Annotated in this window: 29 protein-coding genes and 1 pseudogene; 13 read left to right on the top strand and 17 right to left on the bottom strand. The window is 39.7% G+C overall.

Features of this window, described 5'->3' with window-relative positions; genetic code table 11:
- Positions 1-57 precede the first annotated feature (57 nt).
- Both GJU41_RS12970 and GJU41_RS12965 read left to right on the top strand, forming a co-directional pair.
- On the top strand, positions 58-837 hold the full coding sequence (locus GJU41_RS12970) for a hypothetical protein (RefSeq protein WP_154318835.1): 780 nt from the start codon (positions 58-60) through the stop codon (positions 835-837).
- A 12-nt stretch (positions 838-849) separates the two neighbouring features.
- Positions 850-1,314, top strand: coding sequence for a hypothetical protein (locus GJU41_RS12965; RefSeq protein ID WP_154318834.1), 465 nt, complete (start codon positions 850-852; stop codon positions 1,312-1,314).
- 275 nt (positions 1,315-1,589) lie between these two features.
- On the opposite strand, the gene GJU41_RS12960 is transcribed toward GJU41_RS12965, so the two are convergent.
- Complete coding sequence (locus GJU41_RS12960) at positions 1,590-3,002, bottom strand: L-cystine transporter (RefSeq protein WP_154318833.1); 1,413 nt, start codon at positions 3,000-3,002, stop codon at positions 1,590-1,592.
- A 173-nt stretch (positions 3,003-3,175) separates the two neighbouring features.
- On the opposite strand from GJU41_RS12960, the gene GJU41_RS12955 reads away from it, so the two are divergent.
- A complete protein-coding gene (locus tag GJU41_RS12955) occupies positions 3,176-4,009 on the top strand; it encodes a protein-glutamine gamma-glutamyltransferase (RefSeq protein WP_070875847.1) in 834 nt (277 codons plus the stop codon).
- 47 nt (positions 4,010-4,056) lie between these two features.
- Here the strand turns inward: GJU41_RS12955 and GJU41_RS12950 are convergent, their stop codons facing one another.
- The 4 genes from GJU41_RS12950 to GJU41_RS12935 all read right to left on the bottom strand — a co-directional run bounded on the left by GJU41_RS12950 (position 4,057) and on the right by GJU41_RS12935 (position 7,360).
- Positions 4,057-4,317: a hypothetical protein gene (locus tag GJU41_RS12950; RefSeq protein WP_070875848.1), complete on the bottom strand. Its 261-nt coding sequence runs from the start codon at positions 4,315-4,317 to the stop codon at positions 4,057-4,059.
- A gap of 70 nt (positions 4,318-4,387) precedes the next feature.
- On the bottom strand, positions 4,388-5,011 hold the full coding sequence (gene kynB, locus GJU41_RS12945) for an arylformamidase (protein ID WP_154318832.1): 624 nt from the start codon (positions 5,009-5,011) through the stop codon (positions 4,388-4,390).
- Positions 5,008-6,279 carry a kynureninase gene (gene kynU, locus GJU41_RS12940; protein ID WP_154318831.1) on the bottom strand — a complete coding sequence of 424 codons (1,272 nt, stop codon included), beginning with the start codon at positions 6,277-6,279 and terminating at the stop codon, positions 5,008-5,010. The genes kynB and kynU overlap by 4 nt, the downstream gene beginning before the upstream one ends.
- Positions 6,263-7,360: an NAD(P)H-dependent flavin oxidoreductase gene (locus GJU41_RS12935; protein ID WP_154318830.1), complete on the bottom strand. Its 1,098-nt coding sequence runs from the start codon at positions 7,358-7,360 to the stop codon at positions 6,263-6,265. The genes kynU and GJU41_RS12935 overlap by 17 nt, the downstream gene beginning before the upstream one ends.
- A gap of 171 nt (positions 7,361-7,531) precedes the next feature.
- On the opposite strand from GJU41_RS12935, the gene GJU41_RS12930 reads away from it, so the two are divergent.
- Positions 7,532-7,936: an HIT family protein gene (locus GJU41_RS12930; protein WP_224771409.1), complete on the top strand. Its 405-nt coding sequence runs from the start codon at positions 7,532-7,534 to the stop codon at positions 7,934-7,936.
- 51 nt (positions 7,937-7,987) lie between these two features.
- Positions 7,988-8,320 (top strand): DUF948 domain-containing protein, encoded by a 333-nt coding sequence (locus tag GJU41_RS12925; RefSeq protein ID WP_170292790.1) that lies wholly within the window; start codon positions 7,988-7,990, stop codon positions 8,318-8,320.
- Between the two features lie 302 nt (positions 8,321-8,622).
- On the opposite strand, the gene GJU41_RS12920 is transcribed toward GJU41_RS12925, so the two are convergent.
- From GJU41_RS12920 to GJU41_RS12895, 6 genes are all read right to left on the bottom strand, one after another.
- A complete protein-coding gene (locus GJU41_RS12920; RefSeq protein ID WP_154318828.1) occupies positions 8,623-9,546 on the bottom strand; it encodes an MBL fold metallo-hydrolase in 924 nt (307 codons plus the stop codon).
- Entirely contained in the window at positions 9,527-9,943 is a 417-nt protein-coding gene (locus tag GJU41_RS12915) for a secondary thiamine-phosphate synthase enzyme YjbQ (RefSeq protein WP_154318827.1), read from the bottom strand. Before GJU41_RS12915 ends, GJU41_RS12920 begins: the two co-directional genes overlap by 20 nt.
- A 149-nt stretch (positions 9,944-10,092) precedes the next feature.
- Positions 10,093-11,754, bottom strand: a complete 1,662-nt coding sequence (locus GJU41_RS12910; protein ID WP_154318826.1) for a glycoside hydrolase family 13 protein — start codon at positions 11,752-11,754, stop codon at positions 10,093-10,095.
- Between the two features lie 354 nt (positions 11,755-12,108).
- Positions 12,109-13,344 (bottom strand): dicarboxylate/amino acid:cation symporter, encoded by a 1,236-nt coding sequence (locus GJU41_RS12905; protein ID WP_154318825.1) that lies wholly within the window; start codon positions 13,342-13,344, stop codon positions 12,109-12,111.
- Between the two features lie 526 nt (positions 13,345-13,870).
- On the bottom strand, positions 13,871-15,184 hold the full coding sequence (locus GJU41_RS12900) for a hemolysin family protein (protein ID WP_154318824.1): 1,314 nt from the start codon (positions 15,182-15,184) through the stop codon (positions 13,871-13,873).
- Positions 15,185-15,303: 119 nt separating this feature from the next.
- Positions 15,304-16,608: a glycosyltransferase family 2 protein gene (locus tag GJU41_RS12895; RefSeq protein ID WP_154318823.1), complete on the bottom strand. Its 1,305-nt coding sequence runs from the start codon at positions 16,606-16,608 to the stop codon at positions 15,304-15,306.
- A gap of 158 nt (positions 16,609-16,766) precedes the next feature.
- On the opposite strand from GJU41_RS12895, the gene GJU41_RS12890 reads away from it, so the two are divergent.
- Together GJU41_RS12890 and GJU41_RS12885 are read left to right on the top strand one after the other, a co-directional pair.
- The gene (locus GJU41_RS12890) at positions 16,767-17,009 is read left to right on the top strand and encodes an atypical membrane-integrating protein (Mistic protein) (protein ID WP_154318822.1); all 243 of its coding nucleotides are present in this window, start codon (positions 16,767-16,769) and stop codon (positions 17,007-17,009) included.
- Positions 17,010-17,021: 12 nt separating this feature from the next.
- Positions 17,022-18,014, top strand: a complete 993-nt coding sequence (locus GJU41_RS12885) for a potassium channel family protein (RefSeq protein WP_154318821.1) — start codon at positions 17,022-17,024, stop codon at positions 18,012-18,014.
- Here GJU41_RS12885 and GJU41_RS12880 read toward each other — a convergent pair.
- The 5 genes and pseudogenes from GJU41_RS12880 to GJU41_RS12865 all read right to left on the bottom strand — a co-directional run bounded on the left by GJU41_RS12880 (position 18,011) and on the right by GJU41_RS12865 (position 21,603).
- Positions 18,011-18,415, bottom strand: coding sequence for a YugN-like family protein (locus GJU41_RS12880; protein WP_070875860.1), 405 nt, complete (start codon positions 18,413-18,415; stop codon positions 18,011-18,013). The two genes, GJU41_RS12885 and GJU41_RS12880, sit on opposite strands and share 4 nt — an antisense overlap.
- Before the next feature lie 707 nt (positions 18,416-19,122).
- Positions 19,123-19,200, bottom strand: a pseudogene (locus tag GJU41_RS25490) (hypothetical protein); the annotation flags it as partial.
- 147 nt (positions 19,201-19,347) lie between these two features.
- On the bottom strand, positions 19,348-19,785 hold the full coding sequence (locus GJU41_RS12875) for a hypothetical protein (protein ID WP_154318819.1): 438 nt from the start codon (positions 19,783-19,785) through the stop codon (positions 19,348-19,350).
- Positions 19,786-19,796: 11 nt separating this feature from the next.
- Complete coding sequence (locus GJU41_RS12870) at positions 19,797-20,381, bottom strand: replication-relaxation family protein (RefSeq protein ID WP_154318818.1); 585 nt, start codon at positions 20,379-20,381, stop codon at positions 19,797-19,799.
- Complete coding sequence (locus GJU41_RS12865) at positions 20,323-21,603, bottom strand: FtsK/SpoIIIE domain-containing protein (protein WP_154318817.1); 1,281 nt, start codon at positions 21,601-21,603, stop codon at positions 20,323-20,325. Before GJU41_RS12865 ends, GJU41_RS12870 begins: the two co-directional genes overlap by 59 nt.
- 267 nt (positions 21,604-21,870) lie before the next feature.
- Here GJU41_RS12865 and GJU41_RS12860 point away from each other — a divergent pair, with 267 nt between their 5' ends.
- Positions 21,871-22,116: a helix-turn-helix transcriptional regulator gene (locus GJU41_RS12860; protein ID WP_224771408.1), complete on the top strand. Its 246-nt coding sequence runs from the start codon at positions 21,871-21,873 to the stop codon at positions 22,114-22,116.
- Positions 22,117-22,119: 3 nt separating this feature from the next.
- On the opposite strand, the gene GJU41_RS12855 is transcribed toward GJU41_RS12860, so the two are convergent.
- Positions 22,120-22,353, bottom strand: coding sequence for a LexA family protein (locus GJU41_RS12855; protein WP_154318816.1), 234 nt, complete (start codon positions 22,351-22,353; stop codon positions 22,120-22,122).
- A 118-nt stretch (positions 22,354-22,471) separates the two neighbouring features.
- Between GJU41_RS12855 and GJU41_RS12850 the strand changes: the two genes are divergently transcribed.
- From GJU41_RS12850 to GJU41_RS25485, 5 genes are all read left to right on the top strand, one after another.
- Entirely contained in the window at positions 22,472-22,693 is a 222-nt protein-coding gene (locus GJU41_RS12850) for a hypothetical protein (protein ID WP_154318815.1), read from the top strand.
- Between the two features lie 168 nt (positions 22,694-22,861).
- The gene (locus GJU41_RS12845; RefSeq protein ID WP_170292789.1) at positions 22,862-23,590 is read left to right on the top strand and encodes a TIGR04255 family protein; all 729 of its coding nucleotides are present in this window, start codon (positions 22,862-22,864) and stop codon (positions 23,588-23,590) included.
- On the top strand, positions 23,587-24,057 hold the full coding sequence (locus tag GJU41_RS12840; RefSeq protein WP_154318813.1) for a hypothetical protein: 471 nt from the start codon (positions 23,587-23,589) through the stop codon (positions 24,055-24,057). The genes GJU41_RS12845 and GJU41_RS12840 overlap by 4 nt, the downstream gene beginning before the upstream one ends.
- Position 24,058: 1 nt before the next feature.
- Positions 24,059-24,415, top strand: a complete 357-nt coding sequence (locus GJU41_RS12835) for a HEPN domain-containing protein (RefSeq protein ID WP_154318812.1) — start codon at positions 24,059-24,061, stop codon at positions 24,413-24,415.
- Between the two features lie 135 nt (positions 24,416-24,550).
- Positions 24,551-24,742 carry a helix-turn-helix domain-containing protein gene (locus GJU41_RS25485; protein ID WP_154318811.1) on the top strand — a complete coding sequence of 64 codons (192 nt, stop codon included), beginning with the start codon at positions 24,551-24,553 and terminating at the stop codon, positions 24,740-24,742.
- Positions 24,743-24,755: the final 13 nt, after the last annotated feature.

The following is a 24,755-nucleotide window of genomic DNA, read 5'->3' as shown; positions in this document are numbered from 1 at the left end:
CATAAAAAAGGAAATGATAAGGTGCATATCAATATATAGAAAGCAGCAGGAAATAAGATGGATAATTACACTGGCACCAATCAGTACAGACGGTATAAAGCCCATTTAAGCATGTTTGGAACGACCCAATTTCATTTAAGAAACCCGTATATCATTGCATGGTGGTCTGCAGCTTTTCCGGGATTTGGACATCTTCTTCTCTCTAAATATTTCAGAGGCCTGCTCTTATTTGTCTGGGAAGTGTTTATTAACATGCAATCTCATTTGAACATCGCCATGGTTTACTCATTTTGCGGTGAAATTGACAAGGCGCGGGATGCACTTGATTACCGCTGGACTCTCCTATATATTCCTGTTTACATCTTTGCAATCTGGGACAGTTACAGGACTACCATTGATTCTAATCGGGTTTTTCTGCTGGCTGAACGGGAAAATGCCCCTTTTAATACATTTTCAATAGGGGGGATGGAAATCAATTATTTAGATAAACGAAATCCCAGAATAGCAGTCGTTTGGTCTTTTTTAATGCCGGGAACTGGGCAGCTTTATATTCACCGCCTCATTACGGGATTCTTCGCTCTGATCTGGACAGTGGTTTTTGTGTACTACTCCAAATGCCTGCTTGCGGTACATTACTTGTTTTTAGGGCAAGTTCAGCATGCTACAGATATTCTGAATCCTTCATGGCTGATGTTTGTACCCTCTGTGTATGGTTTTGCTGTTTATGATGCTTACATAAATACAGTTGAGAACAATAAGCTTTTTATAGATGAGCAGAGAAATTTTCTGGTGAAAAATTATCAGCATTATCGTGTGAAATTTCCAGACAGAGTTTGAGAGGCGATTCCATTGCAAGTATTTGCTACCTTTGATCACTGCACATATCTAGAACTGGCCATTTCCCAGTTGGAACAAGAAGGAATTCCAAAAGAGAGGATACTGGCGGTTTCATTAAGAACAACAGACGATTCAATGAAGCTGATGGATTCGATTCATCACTCTGATGGAGTCAGTTTGTTTGATACTGGTGCCGCACTTGCGACCGCTTTTGCAGTAATAGGCGTGAGCATTGGGTTTAAGTTAGCGTGGGGGCCTGTGTATTGGGGGCTGATAGGAGCCGGGAGCGGGCTGTTGCTTGGATTTCTTCTCAATTTTATCTATTATCGTGCGATAAAAAAGAAAAAACTTAAACTTCGGTCTAAAACGAAAGAAACGGAAGTTGTCCTAGTGATTGAATGCCATGAAGATTTTTATAGAAGAATCAACCAAGTTCTTTCGGATAATTATGCCATTGCGATCGGGTTTGTAAAATAAGGCTCTTTTCGTAAACTTTGTTGCTATAAGACTAGATATTTAAGACCATGAGTGGATTGCAGCGGAAGGAACCTGACTCCTGCGGTAAAATAGAGGGAAATGGGAGACCCCACAGGCTAAAAGCCGAGGAGGCTCCCACCCTCCCCGGGGAAAGCAAGTTTCTCTCGCTGCAAGGAACGGACAACATTTATCATCAAAACAACAATCTTTGCGAAAACAGCCTAAAATAAAAAAGCAGTTAGACTGAACTTTTCAGTTCCTAACTGCTTTTTTTATTAAGCTTCCAGCTCCAATTGTGATGAGCCGCTGTGATTATACGTATCTGTATCTAATTCTTTTGTTATTTTTCCAGTTAAAACTCCCGCTGTCATACTTCCGCTTACATTTAATGCTTTACGGCCCATATCAATCAGCGGCTCCACAGATATAAGCAATCCTGCTAAGGCAATCGGCATATTCATTGTTGAGAGGACAAGGATTGCAGCAAATGTAGCCCCTCCGCCAACACCTGCAACTCCGAATGAACTGATGGCAACAACCGCAATTAATGTAAAGATGAAAGAAGGACTTAACGGGTCGATTCCGACCGTCGGTGCAATCATGACGGCAAGCATTGCCGGATAGATGCCCGCACAGCCATTTTGTCCGATGCTGAGGCCAAAAGATCCTGCAAAGTTTGCGATTCCTTCTGGAACACCGAGCTGTTTCGTTTGTGTTTTGATATTCAATGGCAGCGTTCCTGCACTCGTACGTGATGTAAAAGCAAACGTCAAAACAGGGAAAACCTTTCTAACATATGTGATCGGGTTAAGTCCCGCAAGCGTCAGGAGCAGCAAATGGATGATAAACATGACAAGCAGAGCCACGTAAGAAGCGAGCACAAATTTCCCAAGCTTTAAGATGGAATCAAGATCACTTGAAGCAACCGTTTTTGTCATGATGGCAAGGACGCCGTATGGAGTAAGACGCAAAATGAGTGTGACGACTCTCATGATGATGGCGTAAAAGGCATCAACAATTTTTGAGAACAGCTCTGCATGCTGAGGTTCTTTTCGTTTAACCCCCAAGAAAGCTAAACCTAAGATTGCCGCAAAAATAACAACGGCTATCGTTGAAGTCGGGCGTGCTCCAGTAAAATCAAGAAATGGATTTCCAGGAAGCAGCTCAAGCATTTTCTGCGGGAACGTCTGATCCTGAATCTCAGTGTAGGATGCATCAAGCGCTTCCCCTCTTGCTGTTTCTGCCTCTCCTTGCTCAATTTGAACTGCCTCTAAATTAAATCCAAGAGAAGTCCCAATTCCAATTGCAGCAGAGATTGCTGTAGTCCCTACAAGAATACCCAGGATTAGAACACTGATTTTTCCAATGTTATTCGCCAATTTCATTTTCGTAAATGCTGCAAGAATTGAAATGAATACAAGCGGCATCACAATCATTTGAAGAAGCTTTACATAACCGCTTCCTACGATATTGAACCAGCCGATTGATTCAAGAAGAACCTCATTTTCCGGACCGTAAATAAATTGAAAAGCAAACCCGAGAACAATCCCAAGGCCAAGTGCAGCAAATACACGTTTTGAAAACGAAACATGTTTTTTCTGCATAAAAAATAATAAAAAGATAAGACCCAAAAGCACGGCAATATTAATAATAACTAAAAAAGAAGACACTTTTTCTCCCCCTAACATTTTCCTTTTATACTAAAAAAATATAATGCAATTATTCCAATCAGTCAAGTAGGAATTACTGACGCAGAACAATTAATTCATCATACGTCCGTCCTTCATGAAATATTCATCAGAGGTTCCAACTCAGAGGGCGCTCTCATAAATTATTAAATCAGCTTCATAACAGGAGGCGAATGATTGCTGTGATCAAAATCAAAAATGCAAATCAAAGTCAAAATATCATGAATACATCCGTTCTGACCGGTGAGCAAAAAGAGATCCTGGATTTAATGGTGAAATATGAAGAAGTCTATTCCTTTGAACATTTTAATCAGTTTAAATTTGAAATGGATTTAAGAATTGAGATTGTCAAAGCGGCCTCAGCCCTCTATCAAAGCGGCGTTAAGTTTACAACCTTTGAATATTCCAAGTGCAACCCGGCTTTTTGGAATCTGACAAGCCAGGGGGCAATTGTCATTAAGCCAGGAGTTCCTCCATCAGCAGGCATCAGGGACCTTTATGCAAACGGGGAACTGTATGCTTTTGAATGTGCCACTGCCATTGTGGCTGTTTTTTACAAAGCGGTGCTTGAGATGATCGAAGAGCGTCATTTCAATCGGCTATTCGCCGGAATGATTCTATATGACTGGCATTACGATGATGATTTGGGTGTTTTCACAAGAAGGGGAAACGATTATCTGCCAGGTGATTGTGTCTATTTTAAAAATCCGGATTTCGATCCAGAGAAGCCTCAGTGGCGGGGAGAAAATACAATCGATATGGGATACGATCTCTATTACGGCCATGGGATTGGAATTAAAGATGCAGAAGGAATTATTGCATCACTGAATAAATACCGGAAAGAGGGAGCAGACAGAACTGCTTATCTGCTTTCTCAAGTTACGAGGCTTGATTACAGATATTTATATGATTACAGAAAGCTTGGAAGAGCAATCCAGGGAAATTTCTCACTGGCTGATGATCAAAAAATTATTTCGAAAATTGGAACGGCTATTTATTTAAAATAACAGAACAAAAGCGCAAGCCCTTTTTAAACAACAAGAATAGCTGCCTATTATTTAGGCAGCCCAAATCGTTCCTTATCAAAATATTTGCGCTGCAAGTAGTATTGCTCACGTCCGAGGTACTGATTGACAATCAGCTCCATCTTGCCAAGGTCACCTCTGGTTACGAGCGGATCAAGGTCGCTCCACTTAACAACTCTAATAAAATAGTATTCTTTAATTGGAGTAAAAACGACGGGCGAATTTGGCCACTGATCAAACCAAAATTCAATTTTGCCGCGCTTTCTATAAGAATAATGAATGATTTTCATTTTCCATCACCTGCTAATAGAATACACGTTCTACTCTAAAAAGAAAAGAAACAATCGGTTTTCAAGCCTATTATTCGAACGTCCTTAAAATAGCTCTGACAGGACTTCCATCTCCATCTACAATCCGAAGCGGTAAAGCGATCAATTCATAATCCCCTTGTTCTGCCGCGCTTAAATCCAGCCCTTCTAAAATAAAAATAGAATTCTCAAGGAATGAATGATGGGCAGGAAGCTCTTTGCTTTTCATAAAATCAACGGAAGGAACATCTACGCCTATCAGCCTGACTCCGATTTCTTTCAGGTAAGCGGCTGCATCAGGATGAAAATAAGAGAACTCTTCTGGAAATCTTAACGGGTCATCCCAGGAATCTGTGCGGATTAACAGCCTTTCTGTTTGAAAAAGTCCGAATTTTTTCAACTCGTGTGCCGTTATCACTTCTACACCTTGAAGATGGATGACTTTTGCTTTTCCGCAGTAAATGGAAAGATCAAGCTCATGTACTTTTTTCGCCTCTGATTCAAAATGAAACGGGGCATCTATATGCGTACCGGTATGGGTGCTCATTTCAAGCTTGCCCACGTTAACAGATCCGCTTGCTTCTTTTGTCCACATTAGTTCAAAATCAAATGGCGTATCGCCAGGCCACGTTGGCGTGCTATTTTGGACAGGCCTTGAAACATCAATAATCTTCATGCGATCACCTCACGTTTATTTTCATATTTTTCATATCTTTTTTCCCTCATTATGTCCTTTAAAACCTGGATTGTTCTCCAAATTTCTTCGTAGGACGTATACAATGCAACCGGGGCCAGTCTGATAATGTTGGGTGAGCGATAATCCGGAATGACGCCAGCCTGCTTTAGTGCTTTGCAGATTCTTGCTGCTTCAGGGTGCAGGAGTGCAACGTGCCCCCCGCGTCTTTCGTCTTCTGCAGGATTGATGATGCGAAAAGCAAACCCTGAAAGCTCTGAATCAATTAAATCCATCATAATTCTAGTCATATTCAGTGACTTTTTGCGGATGGCTGATAGGGTAGCCTCTTTAAAAAGCTGAAGAGAAGCAGACAAAGGCGCCGAACTGAAAATATGGGGCGTTCCAATTTGATAGGCTCCGGCAGTGGATGCAGGTGTAAAAGTGTGCTCCATATCAAATTGAGACTCTTTATTGGACCCAAACCACCCGCTTAAGCCCGGCATTTTCCCTAAATGCTTCTCATGAACAAACAGCCCTGCAGCTGCCCCGGGCCCCCCGTTTAAATACTTGTAATTGCACCAGTAGGCAAAATCAACTCCCCATTTATGAAACTCATGCGGAACGGCTCCCACTGAATGACACCCGTCAAAACCAATCAAAATCCCGCGCTCGCTTGCGGCCTTCGTCAGCTTTTCGATATTCATAAGCTGGCCGCTCCGGTATAGAACGGTAGGCAAAACAATTAAGGCAAGCTCATCTGTCATAGATGCGATGATATCGTCTTCACTAAGTGTATGCCCATCCCTGCTTTTCACTTTAACTAGATGCACCGCAGGATCAAGTCCTCTTAGAGACAGCTGACTTTGCAGGGCATAAATGTCAGACGGAAAGTTCAGGTCATCTGCCAGAATCTTCGTCCGCTTTTTCTCTGGATGAAAAAAGCTAGCAGCAAGCTGATGCAGATTGACTGTTGTTGACCCCGTCACAACTACCTCTTCAGGCTTCGCCCCTACCAGAAAAGCAGACTGCTCCCCAAGTGTTTCAGCTAAGTAGTACCAGGGCTTTTCTCCTTGTGTCCAGCCGTCAATCCCAAACTCCTTCCAGGCATTAAGCATTGACAGCAGCGCTGACTCTGCCCTTTTTGAAGGCAGGCCAAGGGAATTGCCATCTAAATAAATCGTATTCTTTTTCAGATAGAACTCATCACGAAAATGGGCAAGCTCATCTTTCTCATCAAGGGCTGCCGCCGTTTTAAGATTCACTTGCATTCACGTCCTTCCAGCTCGATTCTGTTACCTTGTTCACTCCTGCAATTAATCTGTTTAAAACCTCTTTCGCAGACATTGATTCATTAATCAATCTTAAACTCTGCCCTGCCCACAGCGACATGTGCTCTGCATTTAGCTCTTGTGCAGCATGACTGCGCAGCCGTTTTGTCAGATCGTTTTGCACAGGATAAGGCAAAATGCTGCTTTCAAATGGTTTCATCTTCTGAATAAAGTCATTTGATATTCCGCGTGCATATTTACCTGAAAAGGCTCTCGTCAGTACAGTTTCATCTTCTTTGCTGCTAAGAATTTTTGCTTTGTAAGCAGCAGGAGCCCCGCTTTCTGTGCAGGGGATAAAAACACTGCCCAGCTGAACGCCATCTGCACCAAGGATCAGCGCTGCTGCGATTCCTCTTGCATCTGCAATTCCGCCAGCAGCAATAACCGGAACGCTCAGTGCATCTGCACCCTGGGGAATAAGAGCCATTGTGCCAATACAGGCATCAGCGGAATCATTGAATGTGCCGCGGTGTCCTCCTGCTTCGCTTCCCTGCATGACGATCACATCTGCCCCCCGCTCTTCAAATAAAATAGCTTCCTCTACCGTTGTTGCCGTACCTATTACGATCCTGCCTGCCCGTTTCAGCTCCCTTACAGCTTCTATTGAAGGAAGGCCGAAAGTAAATGAACAAATCGGCACATCATTTAGAAGAACCGTCTCAAGCTGCTTCTCATAATCTGAATAACTCGTTTCATTTGTGAAAGAAACATCCTGCACAGGCATGTTCATTTTTTTAAGGATACCCGTCATCGTCTGAATATCTTCTTTGCTGATGCTTACTTCTTTTTCAGGGACGAAAAGATTCACGTTAAACGGTTTGCCTGTTAAAGCTTTTATTTCTTTTATGTGCTGATCAAGCTGAACAGACGTTAAATACCCTGCACCGACTGACCCCAATGCCCCGGCCTCACTGACCGCGCTGATAAGCTTTGGAACAGTAATTCCTCCTGCCATCGGCGCTTGTACAATCGGGTATTCAATCTTCAGCAGCCTGCTTATAGAGGTATGATGCCATGTCATACAAGTTTCCCTCCAATTTCAGAAAAATGCTGTATACCTTCTTCTACATGTCATGCGCTGTTCCCTGCCATACTAAAAGGAATACCCTCATAGAGGCAAATAGTGACGTCATTTTAGCTGATTATGCTAAAATGGTAAAAAATAGATTCAGAAAGATTGGAGTTGTCTTAGGTGGAAGAATTATGCCCGCTTTGCAATCCCGAAATGATAGAAGATCAACAAGCTGTTCTGTCCAATGAACATTGCCTCTTTTTGCAAATGCCGCAAAAAGTGCTGAAAGGTTCAGGCTTAATCGTTCCGAGAGAGCACAGGCCAACCGTTTTCGATTTAACAGAAGTAGAGTGGCATGCTACTTTCAGTCTCTTGCAGGAAGTGAAGAAATTGCTTGATGAAGAATATCAGCCTGATGGCTATACGATTGGATGGAATTCAGGAGAAACGGGAGGACAGCATATTTTTCATGCCCACCTGCATGTTATTCCGCGTTTTGAAGACGAGCCTTATGCAGGCCGCGGCATTCGCTCCTGGCTGAAGGATCCAGAGAATATGAGGCCTTCTATACAAGATTACGAATGATCTTTTTAGGGTAGAAAATAAAAAGAGATGAAATCGAAAGGAGTTTATCAGATGGCCATTGTTTATATAAGCATCGCTCTTGTAGTTTGTGCACTTATTTATTTAGGAGTCTCTGCTTTCAGAACGTTTAAGAAAGCGCAGCCTGCATTGCAGGATCTTCAGGAAACGGCTAACCGCATTCAAAAGCAAACAGAGGGCATTCAAACCGAAACTACAAAGCTTTCTGCCACCCAGGAGAAAATCATGTCAGATGTTGAATACAAAAAACAGACCGTACAGACAACAATTGAGATTGCTAAAGAAACTCCGGAAACAATCAAAGGCTTTAAAGAGTTTTTGCCTTCTAAAAAGGAAGAATCATCCGCTCACAGAGTTCGGGGCTGAGGAAAGCAGATCACGTTTGTGGTCTGTTTTTTTATTGTTTAAGGAGTTATAGGGCGGTTTGTTGAGTTATGGACTGCCGAAATAGGCATTAATTTTGGGTGTGCTTTAAATAGAATGAAATGGGAAAAGCAATGAAGTTTGTGGAAAAATCTTATTCCACTAATGGGAGCTAAGATTTTAAAAACACAGGAATTTAGAATTCCTGCGTTTTCTTGTTCGATCCAGCAGCTAAACCATATGCTAATTTATTGTTTTAATACATTCACTTTTCCTGCTCCATATCCGAACTACTTAGATTCACATCAATGCTCTACCCACCATGTCTCTCCGATTTTCATTACGTTAAGCTGTCCGGGATCCAGTGTGCGCTTGTCCCATTCTGAAAGCAGCCGCTCTAGAGCTTCCGGCCCCGTATCGTCCGCGAGCCGGTATGCCCCGTAATGCATTGGAACAAACGGTCCTTTTGCGTTTAAATCTTGATATGCTTTGACCGCATCCTCCGGGTTGATATGCGATACGTTCATGAACCACTCGGGTTCATAGGCGCCGATTGGCATGAGCACGGCATCAATGTCCAACTTCTCGCCGATTTCCTTAAAACCGCGAAAATATCCTGTGTCTCCAACGAAGTAGATTGAGTATGACGAAATTTGAATCACCCATCCACCCCAGTGAGACGTGTTCGTATCCCAGAGTGTTCTTCTTGTCCAATGCTGGGCAGGAACAAAGGTTAAGCTGACGCCTTTCATGTGAAAGGCTTCCCACCAGGCCGCTTCTGTCACATTTTTGTAGCCTCTTCTTCTGAATAAAGCACCAAGTCCCTCAGGCACATAAAAAAGGGGTTTTCCTTTCAGCCGTTTAATCGCTGCAAAGTCCAAGTGATCATAATGCCCATGCGAAATCAGGACTGCATCTATTTCGGGCAGCTCATCAATCGGAAGACCGGGTCTTGTCAGCCGTTTTTGCATGCCCATTCGTTCTGCCCAAACGGGGTCGGTAAGAATGTTTACTCCATCAATCTGAATCAAAAACGCAGAATGACCAACCCAGGTTATGCTCGTTCGAGACCGATTATTTTTAATCTCTTTTATATAAGTTTTTTCAGCAGATTCAATGGATATGGATAAATCTTTTTCTTTCGATCTCCGCTCCTTCATCCACTTTCTGAAGTCAGAAAAGCTTTTGGTGTTTTCAACACCATCTAAGTTACGATATCTTTTCCCCATCTGCCTGCACCTTTACGTAAAATGTCCGTTCTCTGGGACCGTCAAATTCACAGAAGTAAATTCCCTGCCACTTACCCAGCAGCAGCTTTCCGTCTGTTACGATAACATGCTGCGATGCCCCCACAGTGCTTGCTTTCATATGAGCGGCTGTATTTCCTTCTTCATGCCGGTCCTCCTCATGTTGCCAAGGAAAGATTTCGTCAAAACGTCTGATCATGTCTCTTTTTACATCCGGATCCGCATTTTCATTGATTGTAATGCCTGCTGTAGTATGCGGGCAGTAAATAAGGACAGTGCCTTCTTTTATAGAAGCTTCTCTCACTAGTTTTTCAACACTTGAAGTCACATCTGCCATCTCATCGCGAGAGTGTGTTTTTAAAGCAAACCTTTTCAGCATGTTGCATGTCCCTCCTTATTTCCTTTGGTTGAATTGTATCATTAAGTAGCATAATCAGGCACGTTCGGAGCGCCTCTTCAAATGAATTGATCCGTCAAATGACAAAAAAAACCCCAAAAGGCATTCATCCTTATTGGGGGTCATGTGAATTAAAGAACGTAAACTCTTGTTTCGAATGGCTTCAATGTGAATGAAGTTGTGTGTTTGTGGTCAGCAACTTCATAGTTTTGAAGAATCAGCTGTTCTTTCGATAACGGCAGCTTGCTGTACTGGTAGAAAGCCGTTTTGTTGCTGATGTTTGCGATAACCAGTGCTGTTTTGCCTTCATATGTTCTTGTGTAGGCATAAATTTGCTTGTCTTTTGGAAGAATCAAGTCGTAAGATCCATAAACGAAAACTAGATGTTCCTTGCGCAGGTCAATCATCTTTTTATAGAAATGATAGACTGAGTTCTCATCTTTCAACTGCTTTTCAACGTTAATTTGTTTATAGTTGTCGTTAGCTCCAAACCATGGTGTGCCTGTTGTGAAGCCTCCGTTTTTCTCTTCATTCCATTGCATTGGTGTACGGGAATTATCACGGCCCTTATGCCAGATAATTTCCATAATTTCTTCATGTGAGCGTCCTTTTGCTGTTTCAATGCGGTAAAGGTTTTTCATGGCTACATCATCATAATCATCAATTGACGGGAAATGAACGTTTGTCATTCCAAGCTCCTGTCCCTGATAAATAAATGGTGTACCCTGCATTAAGAAGTACATGGCTGCGAGGGCTTTTGCACTTTCAGTCAGATACTCTTTATCATTGCCCCATGTTGATACAGAGCGAGGCTGGTCGTGATTTTCAAGGAATAATGCGTTCCAGCCGGAACCGTCTAATCCTTTTTGCCATTTTGTTAACGTTTCTTTTAACTTAATGAGATCGACTGTTCCTTCTGTTCCATTGTCCCATAAATTGAGGTGCTCGAATTGGAAAATCATGTTGAAGATGCCATTTGTATCGCCAACCCAGTCTTCCGCCTGCTCAAGCTTAACGCCATTCGCTTCGCCGACTGTCATGATATCGTATCGTGCAAACGTTTGCGCTTTCAGCTCGCTTAGATGCTCCATAATACCTTCTACGTTCATGTGATAATCAAATGAGGAAACAAAATCAAGTCCATTCGGGTTAGGCAGATCAGGAAAGCCATCTTTTTTGTTAATATGAGAAATTGCGTCTACACGGAATCCGTCGATGCCTTTATCAAGCCACCAATTAATCATATCGTATACAGCTTGTCTCATTTCTTCGTTTTTCCAGTTTAAATCAGGCTGCTTTGTTGCGAATACGTGCATGTAATATTGATTTGTTTCGTCGTCAAGCTCCCATGCCGATCCGCTGAAGATGCTTTCCCAGTTGTTTGGCTCTTTGCCGTTATTGCCATCGCGCCAGATGTACCAGTCCCGTTTGTCGTTCTCTTTTGAAGAGCGTGATTCGATGAACCAAGGATGCTCATCACTAGTATGATTAACGACTAAATCAAGGATCAGCTTCATGTCTCTCTTATGCACTTCAGCCAGAAGGTCATCAAAATCCTCCATTGTTCCGAAGTCTGCCATAATATCCTGATAATCACTGATGTCATATCCATTGTCAGCATTAGGTGATGTGAAAATTGGGCAAATCCAGATCACATCGATGCCGAAATCTTTTAAGTAATCTAATTTAGAAATAATGCCGCGGATATCGCCAATTCCGTCACCGTTTGAATCCATGAAGCTTCTAGGATATATTTGGTATGCAACCGCTTCTTTCCACCAAATCTTTTTCAACTGAAACACTCCTTTATATCAACCTTAACGTCGAGTAAGACGAATGAAAAATAGGGTTAAAATGTTAAAAATAAAAGTATTCGCTTACATTTAATTAAAAGTTGTCATTACTAAAAAATATTATACTCTAATTATGTTAAAGATTGAACAATTTCCTTTGAATTCCTTCTAATAGTTTTTCAGTAAGAAAAGGGCAAGCGACCGTAAGCTCCAATCCGATGAAGTGTCGGGGTTTGATTTTTTTTGCCCGAGTTGGCGGCAGCTTGCGCTAGTCATCAAAGCGCAAAGTTTTATATTTCCTTAAGACTAGAAAAAGAAGAAGCTATCTGCAAAAGATACCTTCTTCTTAAACAATTATGCTATTTTGGAACTTAGTTCAGCTGATTTTTTCTTAAGCCAGTCTTTTCCTTCTACTAATCTGGAAACCATCATGCTGCTTACATTATCGCCGGTAGCATTGAGCATCGTTGCCGGCGGATCAATAATCGTGGAGATTGCTGCAATGATAGGCAGAGCTTCAGGCGGAAATCCGTAAAGGGTCAGAATCAGCATTTCACCAATCATACCTCCGCTTGGAATAGCTCCCATTACCGTTCCAACCAGGATCGCTACAAGGACAACACTGGTTAATGTGCCAAAACCTGAGAAGTTCATTTCAAAGATTCCAAAAAGAAAAGCAATCTTTAATACGCCTCCAAGTACGGATCCATCCTTGTGAAGAGCAGCACCCAGAGGGACAGTGGTTTCGCGAATATCAGCGCTCACACCCATTTTGCGTGTAGCTTCAAGGTTCACAGGAATCGAAGCTGCACTGCTGCAGGTAGCAAGTGAAGTCACGGTTGGAGAAAGCATATTTTTCCAGAATACAGTGACCGCCTGCCTTTTTCCAGACATGAATGCGTAAATTGTAAAGGCAATCACAAAATAGAGAAATGCCGAGACGTAATACATGACACCTGCTTTGAAATAAGTTCCTAAAAGCATTGGACCGTATTCACCGACTAATGTCGCGAAATAGGCGCCGAGCCCGATCGGTGCATAATACATAATTAATGATACAAACTTCATCAAAACTTCTGATCCGGACGCAAGAAAGCTTGCAAACGGCTTTCCTTTTTCCCCGATCATCGAAACTGACAGACCTATTAATACGGAAAAAACAATCATAGCAAGCATATTGTCTCTTGAGAATAACTCAACAAAATCAGGGACCGTAAATGTGCTGACAATTTGGTCTGCAAGTGTTACATCTTCCAGCGCCTCCGGTTTTTCAAGCTGAAGCGACACTCCCTGTGCAGGCGGAATGATTTTAACAACGACTACCATATAAAGAGCAGCAATTAAGCCTGTAAACAGGAACACGCCAAGCATGCTTCCCATAATCTTTCCGAGCCGCTTTGTTCCTCCCATATTTGCTATAGAAGAAGCGATTGTAAAGAATACTAATGGTACAACAACCGTAAACATGGCATTCAAAAACAGATCACCAAACGGTTTTAATAATGTAGCTTTTTCTCCAAACACAAGTCCGATTATTCCGCCAATAAAAACAGAAGACAGCAAAATAAGCGGAAAGCGATAAGCTTTCATCTAAAAATCCCTCCAACTGCTAACGATAAGAACTCACTAATGCTATCAGAGGGAAAAAAATTATTCAACTAAATAATAATGGAAGGGGTTGGATAGTGAAACGTCAGTTCAAGATAGTGAGATGATGTTTCACTATAGTTACAGCCCTCCAGAGGATAGTGAAAAGAGATTTTGTGCTAGTTACTGTTCATCGAGAATTTAGTTTATAAATAAGGCTCTTTTCTTGTTGCTTTTAGACTGCATGTTTAAAACATTAAGTGGATTGCAGCGGAAGGCATTTGACTCCTGCGGGAAATAGAGGGAAATGGGAGACCCCGCAGGCATGCCGAGGAGGCTCCCACCCGGACCGCGGAAAGCAAATGCCTGGAGCGGAAAGTAACGGACCATTTATCATCTAAAACTAGAACAATCTATGCAAAAAGATTCATTTAAAATAAACGCTTCCCTCCATTTAGATGGTAAAATGCATGAGTTTTGCACCATTTTATTGAATTCAGACAAGATTTCACATATAAAAAACAGGCAATCATTCTGGATCACCTGTTACTGCTTCCATTTTCTTTTTTGCTTCAAGCGTCCTAATATGATGCCCTTCCATGTCCGTTACGGTAAACTCGTATCCATCAGACATGATTTTGTCTCCTTTTTTCACATCGATTTTCTCGGTGAGTACCCAGCCGCCGATTGTATCCACGTCTTCTGAATCAATCTCGAGCTGAAGGAGATCATTCACTTCTTCAATTAGTGCTTTGCCGTCGAAAATGTAATGATGTTCGCTTTTCTTTTGAACATTAGGCAGTTCATCCACGTCAAACTCGTCGCGGATTTCGCCGACGATTTCCTCAAGGATGTCCTCTACTGTTACAAGCCCGGCTGTTCCGCCATATTCATCAACCAGGATCGCCATGTGAATCCGGTCTTTTTGCATTCTCAGCAATAAATCCTGAATGGGAATTGTTTCAATAACCTTAATAACGGGACGTATATAATTTTTAAGGAGCACGCCTTCTTTTGACATGTAAAGTGCATCTAATACTTCTTTGATATTTACGAGCCCCACAATGTTGTCTTTGTCTTCATGTTCAAGCGGATATCTTGTATACCGTTCGCTCCTCATGATTTCTAAATTTTCCTCAAAAGAATCCTCGAGCGCCACTGTAACCATCTCTGTTCTTGGAACCATGATTTCTTTGGCTATTCGATTATCAAATTCAAAGATTTTATTAACGTATTTATATTCTGACTGATTGATCTCGCCGCTTTTTAAGCTTTCAGACAAAATGATCCGCAGTTCCTCTTCTGTATGAGCCATTTCATGCTCTGAAGCCGCATGCAGGCCGAACAGCCTGACAATAAATAATGCTGAACCATTCAGCGTTTTTATAAAGGGATACATGATTTTGTAAAAAATAATGAGCGGCCGGGACAGTATCATTGTCACCCACTCGGCTTTTTGAATAGCAAGCGTTTTTGGCGCAAGCTCTCCAATGACTACATGCAAGTAAGTAATAGCTAAAAAAGCCAGGACAAACGATAAAATGCCGGAAAGCGATGGGTTTAGTCCCCATGAGTCAAAAAAAGGATGAAGCAAATGTTCAATTGTCGGCTCCCCAAGCCATCCAAGCCCAAGGGCTGTAATTGTAATGCCGAGCTGGCAGGCAGATAAATATTCATCCAGGCTGCCTGTCACTTTTTTTGCAGCTATCGCGTTCTTATTCCCTTCACCGACCAGTTGATCAATTCTGGAACTTCTCACCTTAACTATGGCAAATTCTGCAGCAACAAAAAATCCGGTAGCAGCAATTAACAGGGCGACCAATAATAAATTTGTGACAATCAAGAGTTCCCTTACCCGTCAGCGGATAAGGTCACCTCCCTTCTTTGGTGAAATCCATCTAGGTGTATTTTTTTATATATAGTTTCTATTCTTTACTATTTAGAAGACGCTTAGCATCTCATTTATTTCCATATTCTCCTTAAATGAAAAAATTCTTGGATATACCCCCACACAGACACTGGTGACATGATCATTTGATAAGTTAAGACAAATAAGAAGAAACCCGCTGTGTTTTTTCTGACTTTTAAATCAAGCTCTCTGAACACTTTTTTCTGATAGGAGTAAATGCTGAAATAGCTGATTAAGGTAATCGGAAGAACAAATAATGTCATCGGTCCTACAATCCAAAAGTAACCGAAGAATGCAAGAATAAGGCCTGGAATCCAGAACACTGTGTATGTAAAATCCAGGTATGGCATGATAAAGTTTATGCCGGTCAAAAATTTCGCGAAGAGAACCGGCTGATGCCAAGGCTTCATTTCCTTCAAAGCTTCGATCATTCCCCTGGCCCATCTTGATCTCTGTTTGGCAAAATGACGAAACGTCGCTGGTACTTCAGTAAAAGCAACAGAAAGCGGCTCGAAGTAAACTCTGTAATTGCGGTGAAGGAACCGCCATGTCAGCACAATATCCTCACCAATGGCTTCAGGCCAGCCTCCGATTTCCTTTACTGCATCTGTCTTATAAAGACTAAACGCCCCTTGTGCGACAAGTGTTCCCTGATAGAGCCCCTGAAGTCTCTTTATGGCTGCAATTCCAAGGAAATAATCCCACTCCTGCATTTTTGTAAGTAAATTCTCACGGCTGTTTCTCGCAAGAATCGTACCTGCAACGGCACATACATCTTCAGGTGAACTGACCATCCTTGCGACAATATAGCGAATGGCACTTTTATGTAAAAGAGTATCAGCATCAAGCGTCAAAACAAATTCCGTATTTGTTTGACTGATTCCACGGTTCAGTGCATGAAATTTTCCTGGCTTCTCCTCATTAAAAACACGCAGGTTCAGACTTAGTTCTTTCCCAGTCTTTTCAGCTCTAGCTGCAGTTTCATCAGTGGAACCATTATCAACCACTATCACATTAATCCCGCCATCATAATCCTGTTTAGCGATGTATTGAATCGCAGTCCCAATATTTCTTTCCTCATTTTTTGCAGCAATAATGACGGTAACCGGCAGATCGGGGCTGATGTTCTTATGTCTAGGCTGTCTGTCAATCCACAGACTGCACACTAAAAAAGCATTTAAAAATCCCGGAATATAGGCAATTCCGGCAATAATCATAATGGCAAGGGGAAGACCTATGATTTCTGCAAGCTCCCTTACCCATGGCAATGAAATTAAGATCGATGCGCCCATCCAAAGAACGGCAGCTGTCTGGCTGATCCAAAACTTCTTTTTTACTGATACATATCTTTTTTTCATAAGTTATCAACCTCAGGTAATGCCTGTTTCTTTTATCTTTTACAAAAGAAAAAATTACATGCCTGAGAACAAAGATGATAACTTTCACCGATTGCCGAAAAAATAGAGCAAGATTGCACATACTACGGAGGAATACGTTTTGAACGGGAAGTGAAACGATGAAACTGACAGAAGATGAAAAAAACGCACTCAGCGATGCGATTGATAAAATGAATGAAGGACTTGATGTCTTTATCCAATTTTACAATGACGCAGAAGAGGATAAGCCTATCATCGAATTTAATGAGAAAACGTTGTCAGCAATCGAAAAAGCTATAGGTGTCTATGGAAAAGATACAGTCACTGAGAAAATTAATTCTATTATCAGAGAAGTCCTTTCTTTTCTTCCAAAAGAAAAATAAGAGGTGAAAATAGTGAGGTCAAATAAATTATTAATTGATTGGCTGAAGTGGCCGCTGTATTTTAGAATTGTTTTGATCGTGATGCTGATTGTGCTTCTTTTCGGACAGGTGATTTCACTTATTGAACCTGAAGTTTTTCCAACCGTGTTTGATGGAATCTGGTGGGCGCTTGTCACCGTATCCACAGTCGGCTTCGGAGACTATGTGCCTAAAACCGTAGCGGGACGCTTTGTAGGAATGGTGCTCATCTTGATCGGTGCAGGGTTTGTCACAACCTATTTTGCTACATTGTCAGCTGCTGCTTTTCAAAAACAGCATTCATACCTTAAAGGGGATACCACATATAAATATGGCAATCATATCGTTATTATCGGATGGAATGAGAAAACGAGCGAACTCATTGAGACATTTCAAAAAATAAAGCCATACAAAAACCTCGTTTTAATTGATGATACGCTTGAGGAGTCACCGCTCATTGAAAATCTTCATTTTATTAGAGGCAATCCGACAATAGACCGCACGCTTGTGAAAGCTAATATAGAACATGCGGATGCAGCCATCATTACAGCGAACCAGCATAAAAATGAATCAGACGCTGATATGCACTCCATCCTTATTTTGCTTGCTTTAAAGGGGATAAACCCTGATTTATATACGGTCATTGAGCTCGTTACCGGCTTGCAGCTGAATAACGCAAAGCGTGCAGGTGCTGATGAAATTATTAAATCCTATCAGCTGTCAAGTCACTTAATGATGAACAGCTACTTAGCAAAATACGGATTATCCAGCGTTTACTCTGAATTGAATCCGGCTAATGGAAACTACTTCAAAATTGTACCGATTCCCGAGGAATTAATAGGAGTAACCTTTCATGCGGCAAGCCACGCCCTTCTAGAAAAAGAGCTGCTGTTAATCGGCATTAAAAAAGGAGATAAGACGAAGTTAAACCCGCCAATCTCCCAAGTCCTGCATCAGGATGATTTACTCATTCTGATTACTCATTAGTCCAGCAAGACTGCTTCAAGTTCTTTCACTAGATCCTTGCCAAGATCAATATACTTTTCAGGAAATTCAGCATCCTTGTCCTGAGGTTCCTGAAATTGATCAAACGAAGCTTTCACATTTCCAATATGAACATTATCATCAAGTCCAATTTGGTATTTATGTGAAAGAAGGTATGGATTTGTCAGCTTAACTGTTGTATTTTGCGAATCAAGCTGGCCATCCACCGCTGTAAATGGAACGCGCAGGAACTGATAGCCTACTTCATCATCAATCTTATAATCAAATGAGCCATGGTCATACTCCCACCCTCCGCCAATAGCATATCCAAGCGGTTTCAGCTGCTGTTCAAGATGATAGAGCTTAAATGACTTCCCTTCAAGCTTTGATGGAATTTCAATCACGTCCATCAACCTCCTTTTTAATATGGTGTACATCCAAGTGTGATTTTATAATTGATGGACTTAACCCATATCATCTTTTTTAGATAGCTGCTTGGCAATACGTAATAATTATTGATGCGTTTTTTTTTCAATAAAAATAATTAAAAGAATAAGAGCTCGAGTTTATGCTAACGCATAAATCCGAGCTTTTTTAGTAAGGTTAAGCTATTTAATTATTTCAAACGCTTCTCAAGCTCAGCTTTAACCTCTTCATTAGTCGTCTGCTTTCTTACCCTGGAAAAGTACGATTCGGACGCTTTCTTACCCTGGAAAATCGATAAACAGGATTTCGGGGTACGATTCGGGCGCTTTCTTACCCCATAAAATCGATAAACAGAATTTCGGGGTACGATTCGAGCGCTTTCTTACCCTATGAAATCGATAAACAGGATTTAAGGGTACGATTCGGACGCTTTCTTACCCTGGAAAATCGATAAACAGGATTTCAGGGTACGATTTGGACGCTTTCTTACCCTGGAAAATCGATAAACAGGATTTCGGGGTACGATTCGAGCGCTTTCTTACCCTTTGAAATCGATAAACAGGATTTCGGGGTACGATTCGGACGCTTTCTTACCCTGGAAAATCGATAACTTAATTACATGACCACATTCCCCACAACATAAAAAGGCAGCCAGGATTTCATAATCCCTGGCTGTCCATCTATCTTATTTCAAACGCTTTTCAAGCTCTGCTTTCACTTCTTCAAAACCAGGTTTGCCAAGTAAAGCAAACATGTTTACTTTATTATCTTGAGAAATCGGGTGTTTTCATTTTCTTTCAATATTACTAGTGCGCCCTTACATTTTATCCAAATGATAATTTTCGTTTTCATTGTTTCACTAATTATTTCGGAGAAATTGTGGTCAAATATGTGGTCAGTTGAATACTAGTCAAATAGCACCTCCAACTTCTTTTAACACATTCAACAATAATGGCATTATTTGAATTAGAACATAACCAAGACCTGCATTCTGAATTGAGCTCCAAGCTCTTTCTGGTTTTCCTAACATGAAGAAAAAGCAGCCGCCAATGATGATTACTGATGCAATAGGAAAACTCAGAGCGACCATTAGATCAACAAGAGGATCTAATGCATGTGCTAATGTTTCTAATGCTTTTTCACTCATCCATTCACTCGCACCTACCGGAATTGACTCAGGATATGCCGATACCGGTACTGTTGGTCCGTTTGCTGAAGCTATTGCAGGGAATAATGCTAAAGGAAAGATTGAGGAAGCAGCTAAACGAAGTGATTTTTTTGTTTTTTTCTTCTTTTTATAATCCCCGGACATAAATTCACCAATACTCATGCTTTGCATTTTCGCCATGAAAATTCCCCCTATTTAATGTCATCCCAAAGGTATACCTGGACATTGAGATTCTCACATAGACTCAGAAGCTTCTTTTTTCTATAAGGTGTTGTGGTAATCCAAATTAACATAAAACCAGGGTTATATTCGTATAGCTGCAGGTATCTCTTTATTTTTAAAGTGTTTTTACTCATAGATTGTTTATAATCAACTTCAATAAAGTACTCATGTTTTTTTTCAATTTTAAAAACTGAATCTGCAACTATAGATATTTTTGATTGTGGTATTTTTATCTTGATCTCATTTTTCCATGAAGATGGTTTTCCTAAAAAGATGTACAAGTCATTTCGCATTAAAAAATGGTCAACAGTTGAAGTTTTCTTTCTTATTTTTGTAGCTCCAACTCTTTCCCGTCCTTTCTTGTTCAAATAATAAACCTTTTTCTTTTCATTAATGAAAGAAGAAATATAACCCTCCATACTACAAAGGACTTTTTGAGCATTCCTCACTTTCCCAAGATTATGGATTTTCTGAAGTTGTTCTCTCGTTAAGTAATCACACTTCTTCATACTCAAAAGTATTATTTCTTCCCTCTTCTCCCTGTCTAGATTCATAGTTGTCACTCTCCTTTACTTTGCGAGGCCTTATGACAATGTGGGGTGTAATATGTTCCTGGATTTTTTTGTTGTTTATATAGGGTGTCTGGACCACTTGACTTTTAACATTTTTATAAATACCTCTACCTGGTATTAATGGCAGCTCTTCTGCACCGGTTTGACCCAATGCCGTATTTGAAGCTGTTGCATCATCTAATACAAAACACAAACGTGAAGGGATATTTCTCTTTGTTTGTTGAGGGATAGATTGACTAGAAGGATATTGCGTTGCGTAGATAAGATAATATCCAGCGCCTCTCCCCCTTCTTGCTATATCCGTTACAACATCCATACAAGCTTGATTGTCAGCTATGTCAGCAGCTTCATCGATAATAATAAAGTGGCGTTCCTTCTTTCCTGACTCCTTTATATCCTCAAATCCGTTATCAACTATATTTGCATAAGCATTATTCATTTCTTTTTGAATTTCTTCTAGAATTTCTTTAGCTTCTGATGGATCCTTGGTGAAGCTTTTCGTTTGCTTCAAATTTTGAAATCGTTGAAAAGCAGATCCACCTTTCAAATCAATTAAGTGTAAATTTACATTGTCTGACTGCTGCAAGACAAGAGAGACAACGATTAGCTTTAATATTGCACTCTTCCCATATCCAGTAGCACCACAAATGATTAAATGTTTATGTTCGTCAAAATCATGCCTAACAACCCCTTGACGTGTTTGACCAACTGAAACGGACCATGTATTAGGCTTTAAATATGTTTGATCCCATTCATATTGATCTTGCACTCTTTCGTTAAAAACCTTAATTTTTAGCATTCCATCAAATGTAAGCTCGATTTCTTTCCGCTTAACTTTTTTGCTTGTAAGTATCTTTTTTATTTGCTTCAAAACATTTTTATTAAATTTAATCTTTAAGAGCTCCGATGGATCAAAGTCTAAATACTTGTGTCTGATATTTAAACCGTCCTCTAAGATGTGCTTATCTGCTTCGATTTTTTTTCGATCAAAACCTAAAGGTATTTGGTACACATATTCCACTCCACCATTAAACTTTGCTTTTCTTTGTAATCGAATGGTCTCTCCATTTTTTCCATTCCAACCGGCATTAGAAAAAATCTTTTGTATTTTATCTGCATCATTTGAAGAGGAACCATTCGTTTTCAAGTAAGCATAGCCAGCAATACCACCCATGAGAATTATTGATCCGATTTGAAATAACATTCCGCCACCTCCAATTTTGAATATTACGTAGTAATAGTTGCAGCGAAAACGAATTTTGAAATGACCATAAAGTTCTTGATACCACTAGTTTAGATAAATTCGCTTTCATGTTCGCCGCACGAAATTTTGAACGTACTACTCAAACGCACTCTAAAACGTCATTGTCCCTGCATTTCTAAGCGCCTTTGATAATGTATATGAACACGTAGTTCATTTTCTTGCCTGTCCACATTAAATTATTTTCCTAGGACAAGCAGGAAAATTGGCTTGGACAAGGAAATTTATCAACGGGTGATAAAAATGACTAAGGTTGGCAGAATTATTGAAGAAGATGGTTATCGTAAAGGGTGGGTAGCAAAAAAGGCGGGAATTGCTCCGGGTACATTATCTAAGATAATTTCTGGGGAAAGTGAACCAACACTAAGGGTAGCACTAAGACTTGGAAAGATTCTTAATAAAACTGTAGAAGAACTTTGGGGACATTTAATAAAAGAAGAAAAACCGCCTCTTTAATTATCAGGCGGTTTTCTCATGTTTAATTATTCTTAAGGTTCTTGGAAGTCCAGGTTCCCAAGTGATATATCCTTTATATTTCAATTGATCCAGATGAGTTTTAATTGTAGAAGGTGACTTAAGATTGAGTATGCTCATTAAGTCTCTATACGTTGGAGGAAGACCTCCATTATCAATAAAATTAATAATCGCAGCTAATACTTCAGTTTGTTTATTTGTTAACTTATTACTACGCATATTAGACCCCAGCTCCTTTATTGTACCTTCATTATATACGAACACACATTCTATTTCAATTGATTTTACGAACGTTTATTCGTATAATTGAAATAATCTTAGGAAAAAAGGTGAGGAGATGCAGATTGTTATAGATCTCCATTATTTTGTAAATGGTGTGAAAAGTTTACAGAGTGGATATTTCAAGGTGGATGTCAGGGAATTTAAAAATAATCCTGATAAAGAAGCTGCGAGTGTAGCGCATGAATGGTTTAGAAAAATTAAAAGAAAATACATTTATGAAGTTACACTCCATAGAGCACTTTATAATGAAATCGACATAACAGATTTATTAAAATAATCAAATTTCACCTATATTGGCACAAGTTTTTGTATTAGATTCACTGACTCGGTCAATATTGGTAATAAATTTGGAGTGGTCTTTACATCTTTCAACCGAATATGTATTATATTAAGGTTATACATAAATTTCTAACTGAATTGAAATCCAATGGGGGGTTCAATAAGAATGGCAAGAAAATATTATAATAATCCACCTATTAAAGAGGTTGTATGTGAGTTTAGGTTTTCCCAAACATCTCAATGGGATCCAACGATACCCGGTCTTATTTTTGAACGTTTGCGAGAAGAGTTCCCAAACAGAGACAAGGGGAAAAACATAGAAACTGAACTTACCTTTGATAATGATCAAGTTCAACCAAAGGTCACATTGCTTGAAAGAGCAATTTTTCGCAATGTAGAAAATAATATTATTATTCAAGTAGGTACCAATCATTTAGTAATAAACCACTTAATTCCGTATTCAAATTGGGATAATTATTTAAGGGTTATTGATAAAGCATTTACTGCTTATAAAGAAGTAACTGAAGCTACAACACTAGATAGAATTGAGTTACGTCATATAAATGAATTTTCATTTGAGCCAGGTGTCACATTTAACCTTGAAGATTATTTTGATTTTTATCCTCATTTCGGCATGCATTTAGAAAACGGTTACAATTCATTTATAGTTGGTATTCAGGCACAATATGAAGATGATATACAGAAGATGCAAATGGTAAGTAATGAGAATACAATAATCTTAGATGAAACTTACTTCTCAGGAAAACCAAATACAATCAATTTTGAGGAAGTTTTAGATTGGTTAAATATTGCACACGAAAGGAATAATAATGCTTTCGAAAGTGCAATAAAACAGAAACTTAGGAATTCATTTGGAGAGGTGAGAGACGAATGAACATTTCTTTTTCATCCCCTGGAAGTATATGGGGAATTGACATCCCATTGATAAAAACAGTGGAAAGCGTTAAAGCTTCATTAGTTTCAATAACTACACCCATGTCTTCCGCTCTTACATCAGGTTTATGGGAAAGCTTCTCTTCCATTCAAACTCGTATTAGTATTTTAGATAAATTATTCCTGTTTAAAAATTATTCAGAAGTCTTTTCATTTTTAAGTAACCATTCATTTCTTATACCAATTATTTTCGAAGCATATGGGGAAATAGAAAATGTTTTCCCTGATAATATTGGTTTGTCATTAGAGATAATAGAAGATATAGATAATGGCGAAGAAAAATTATTTTTAAAAATAAGCTCACTTAGCAATAATTCATATCAATTATTGGATATTCTTGATGATAATTGGTGGTTGGATACTATGCCCAAAGCTAATTTTAAAATGAATATTGATCTGGAGTATTAATATGTTTGACTGGAATAGCTACCTCAATCTAGCGAATTCACTTTCAAATAATTCTGATGAAGAATCTAAAAGGTCTGCAATAAGCAGAGCATATTACTCGTCATTTCATAATGCTAGATCTTATCTTGATAAAAAAGGCATAAACTACAAATCGCAAAAAAATGTTCATTTTGCGGTTTGGAATACTTTCTCTATGTTGTCAGGTGATGCAAGAAAAATTTCAGCAAAAGGCGATAGATTAAAATATAAACGTCAACAAGCAGATTATGATAACGAAATATCTAGCGTCAATAATCTAACTAAAGATGCATTATTAGATGCGAAATTTATTAATGATACTATTAGTAAACTAAAATAATATTATTGCTTTTACAGATTACTAGTCATAAACAATAAAGTCCCTCTCAATAACGAGAGAGACTTTTTGTGCTTCAATTTTGCTTTTTTAGGCCGATGTATATACATATAACAAAAACTCAAAGGACTGATTACAATGGTCGCAGGTATGCGAATTCGGCAACTAAGAGAAGAACGTGGAATTCCCCTTGGTTTAATGGCTCATTATCTAAATATTTCCGTCAATACTCTTTTGTCCATGGAAAGAGACAAAACACATTTGACTGCTGATCAAATCATAAAGATTTGTAAACTGCTTGATATTAATAGGAGTGATTTACAGGAGTGAATTATAAAAAGCC

This window comes from Metabacillus idriensis (assembly GCF_009674765.1).
Taxonomy (GTDB): Bacteria; Bacillota; Bacilli; order Bacillales; family Bacillaceae; genus Bacillus_P; species Bacillus_P idriensis.
Note: the sequence above shows the minus strand (reverse complement) of the source record. Positions and strands in the feature narration are given on the sequence as shown.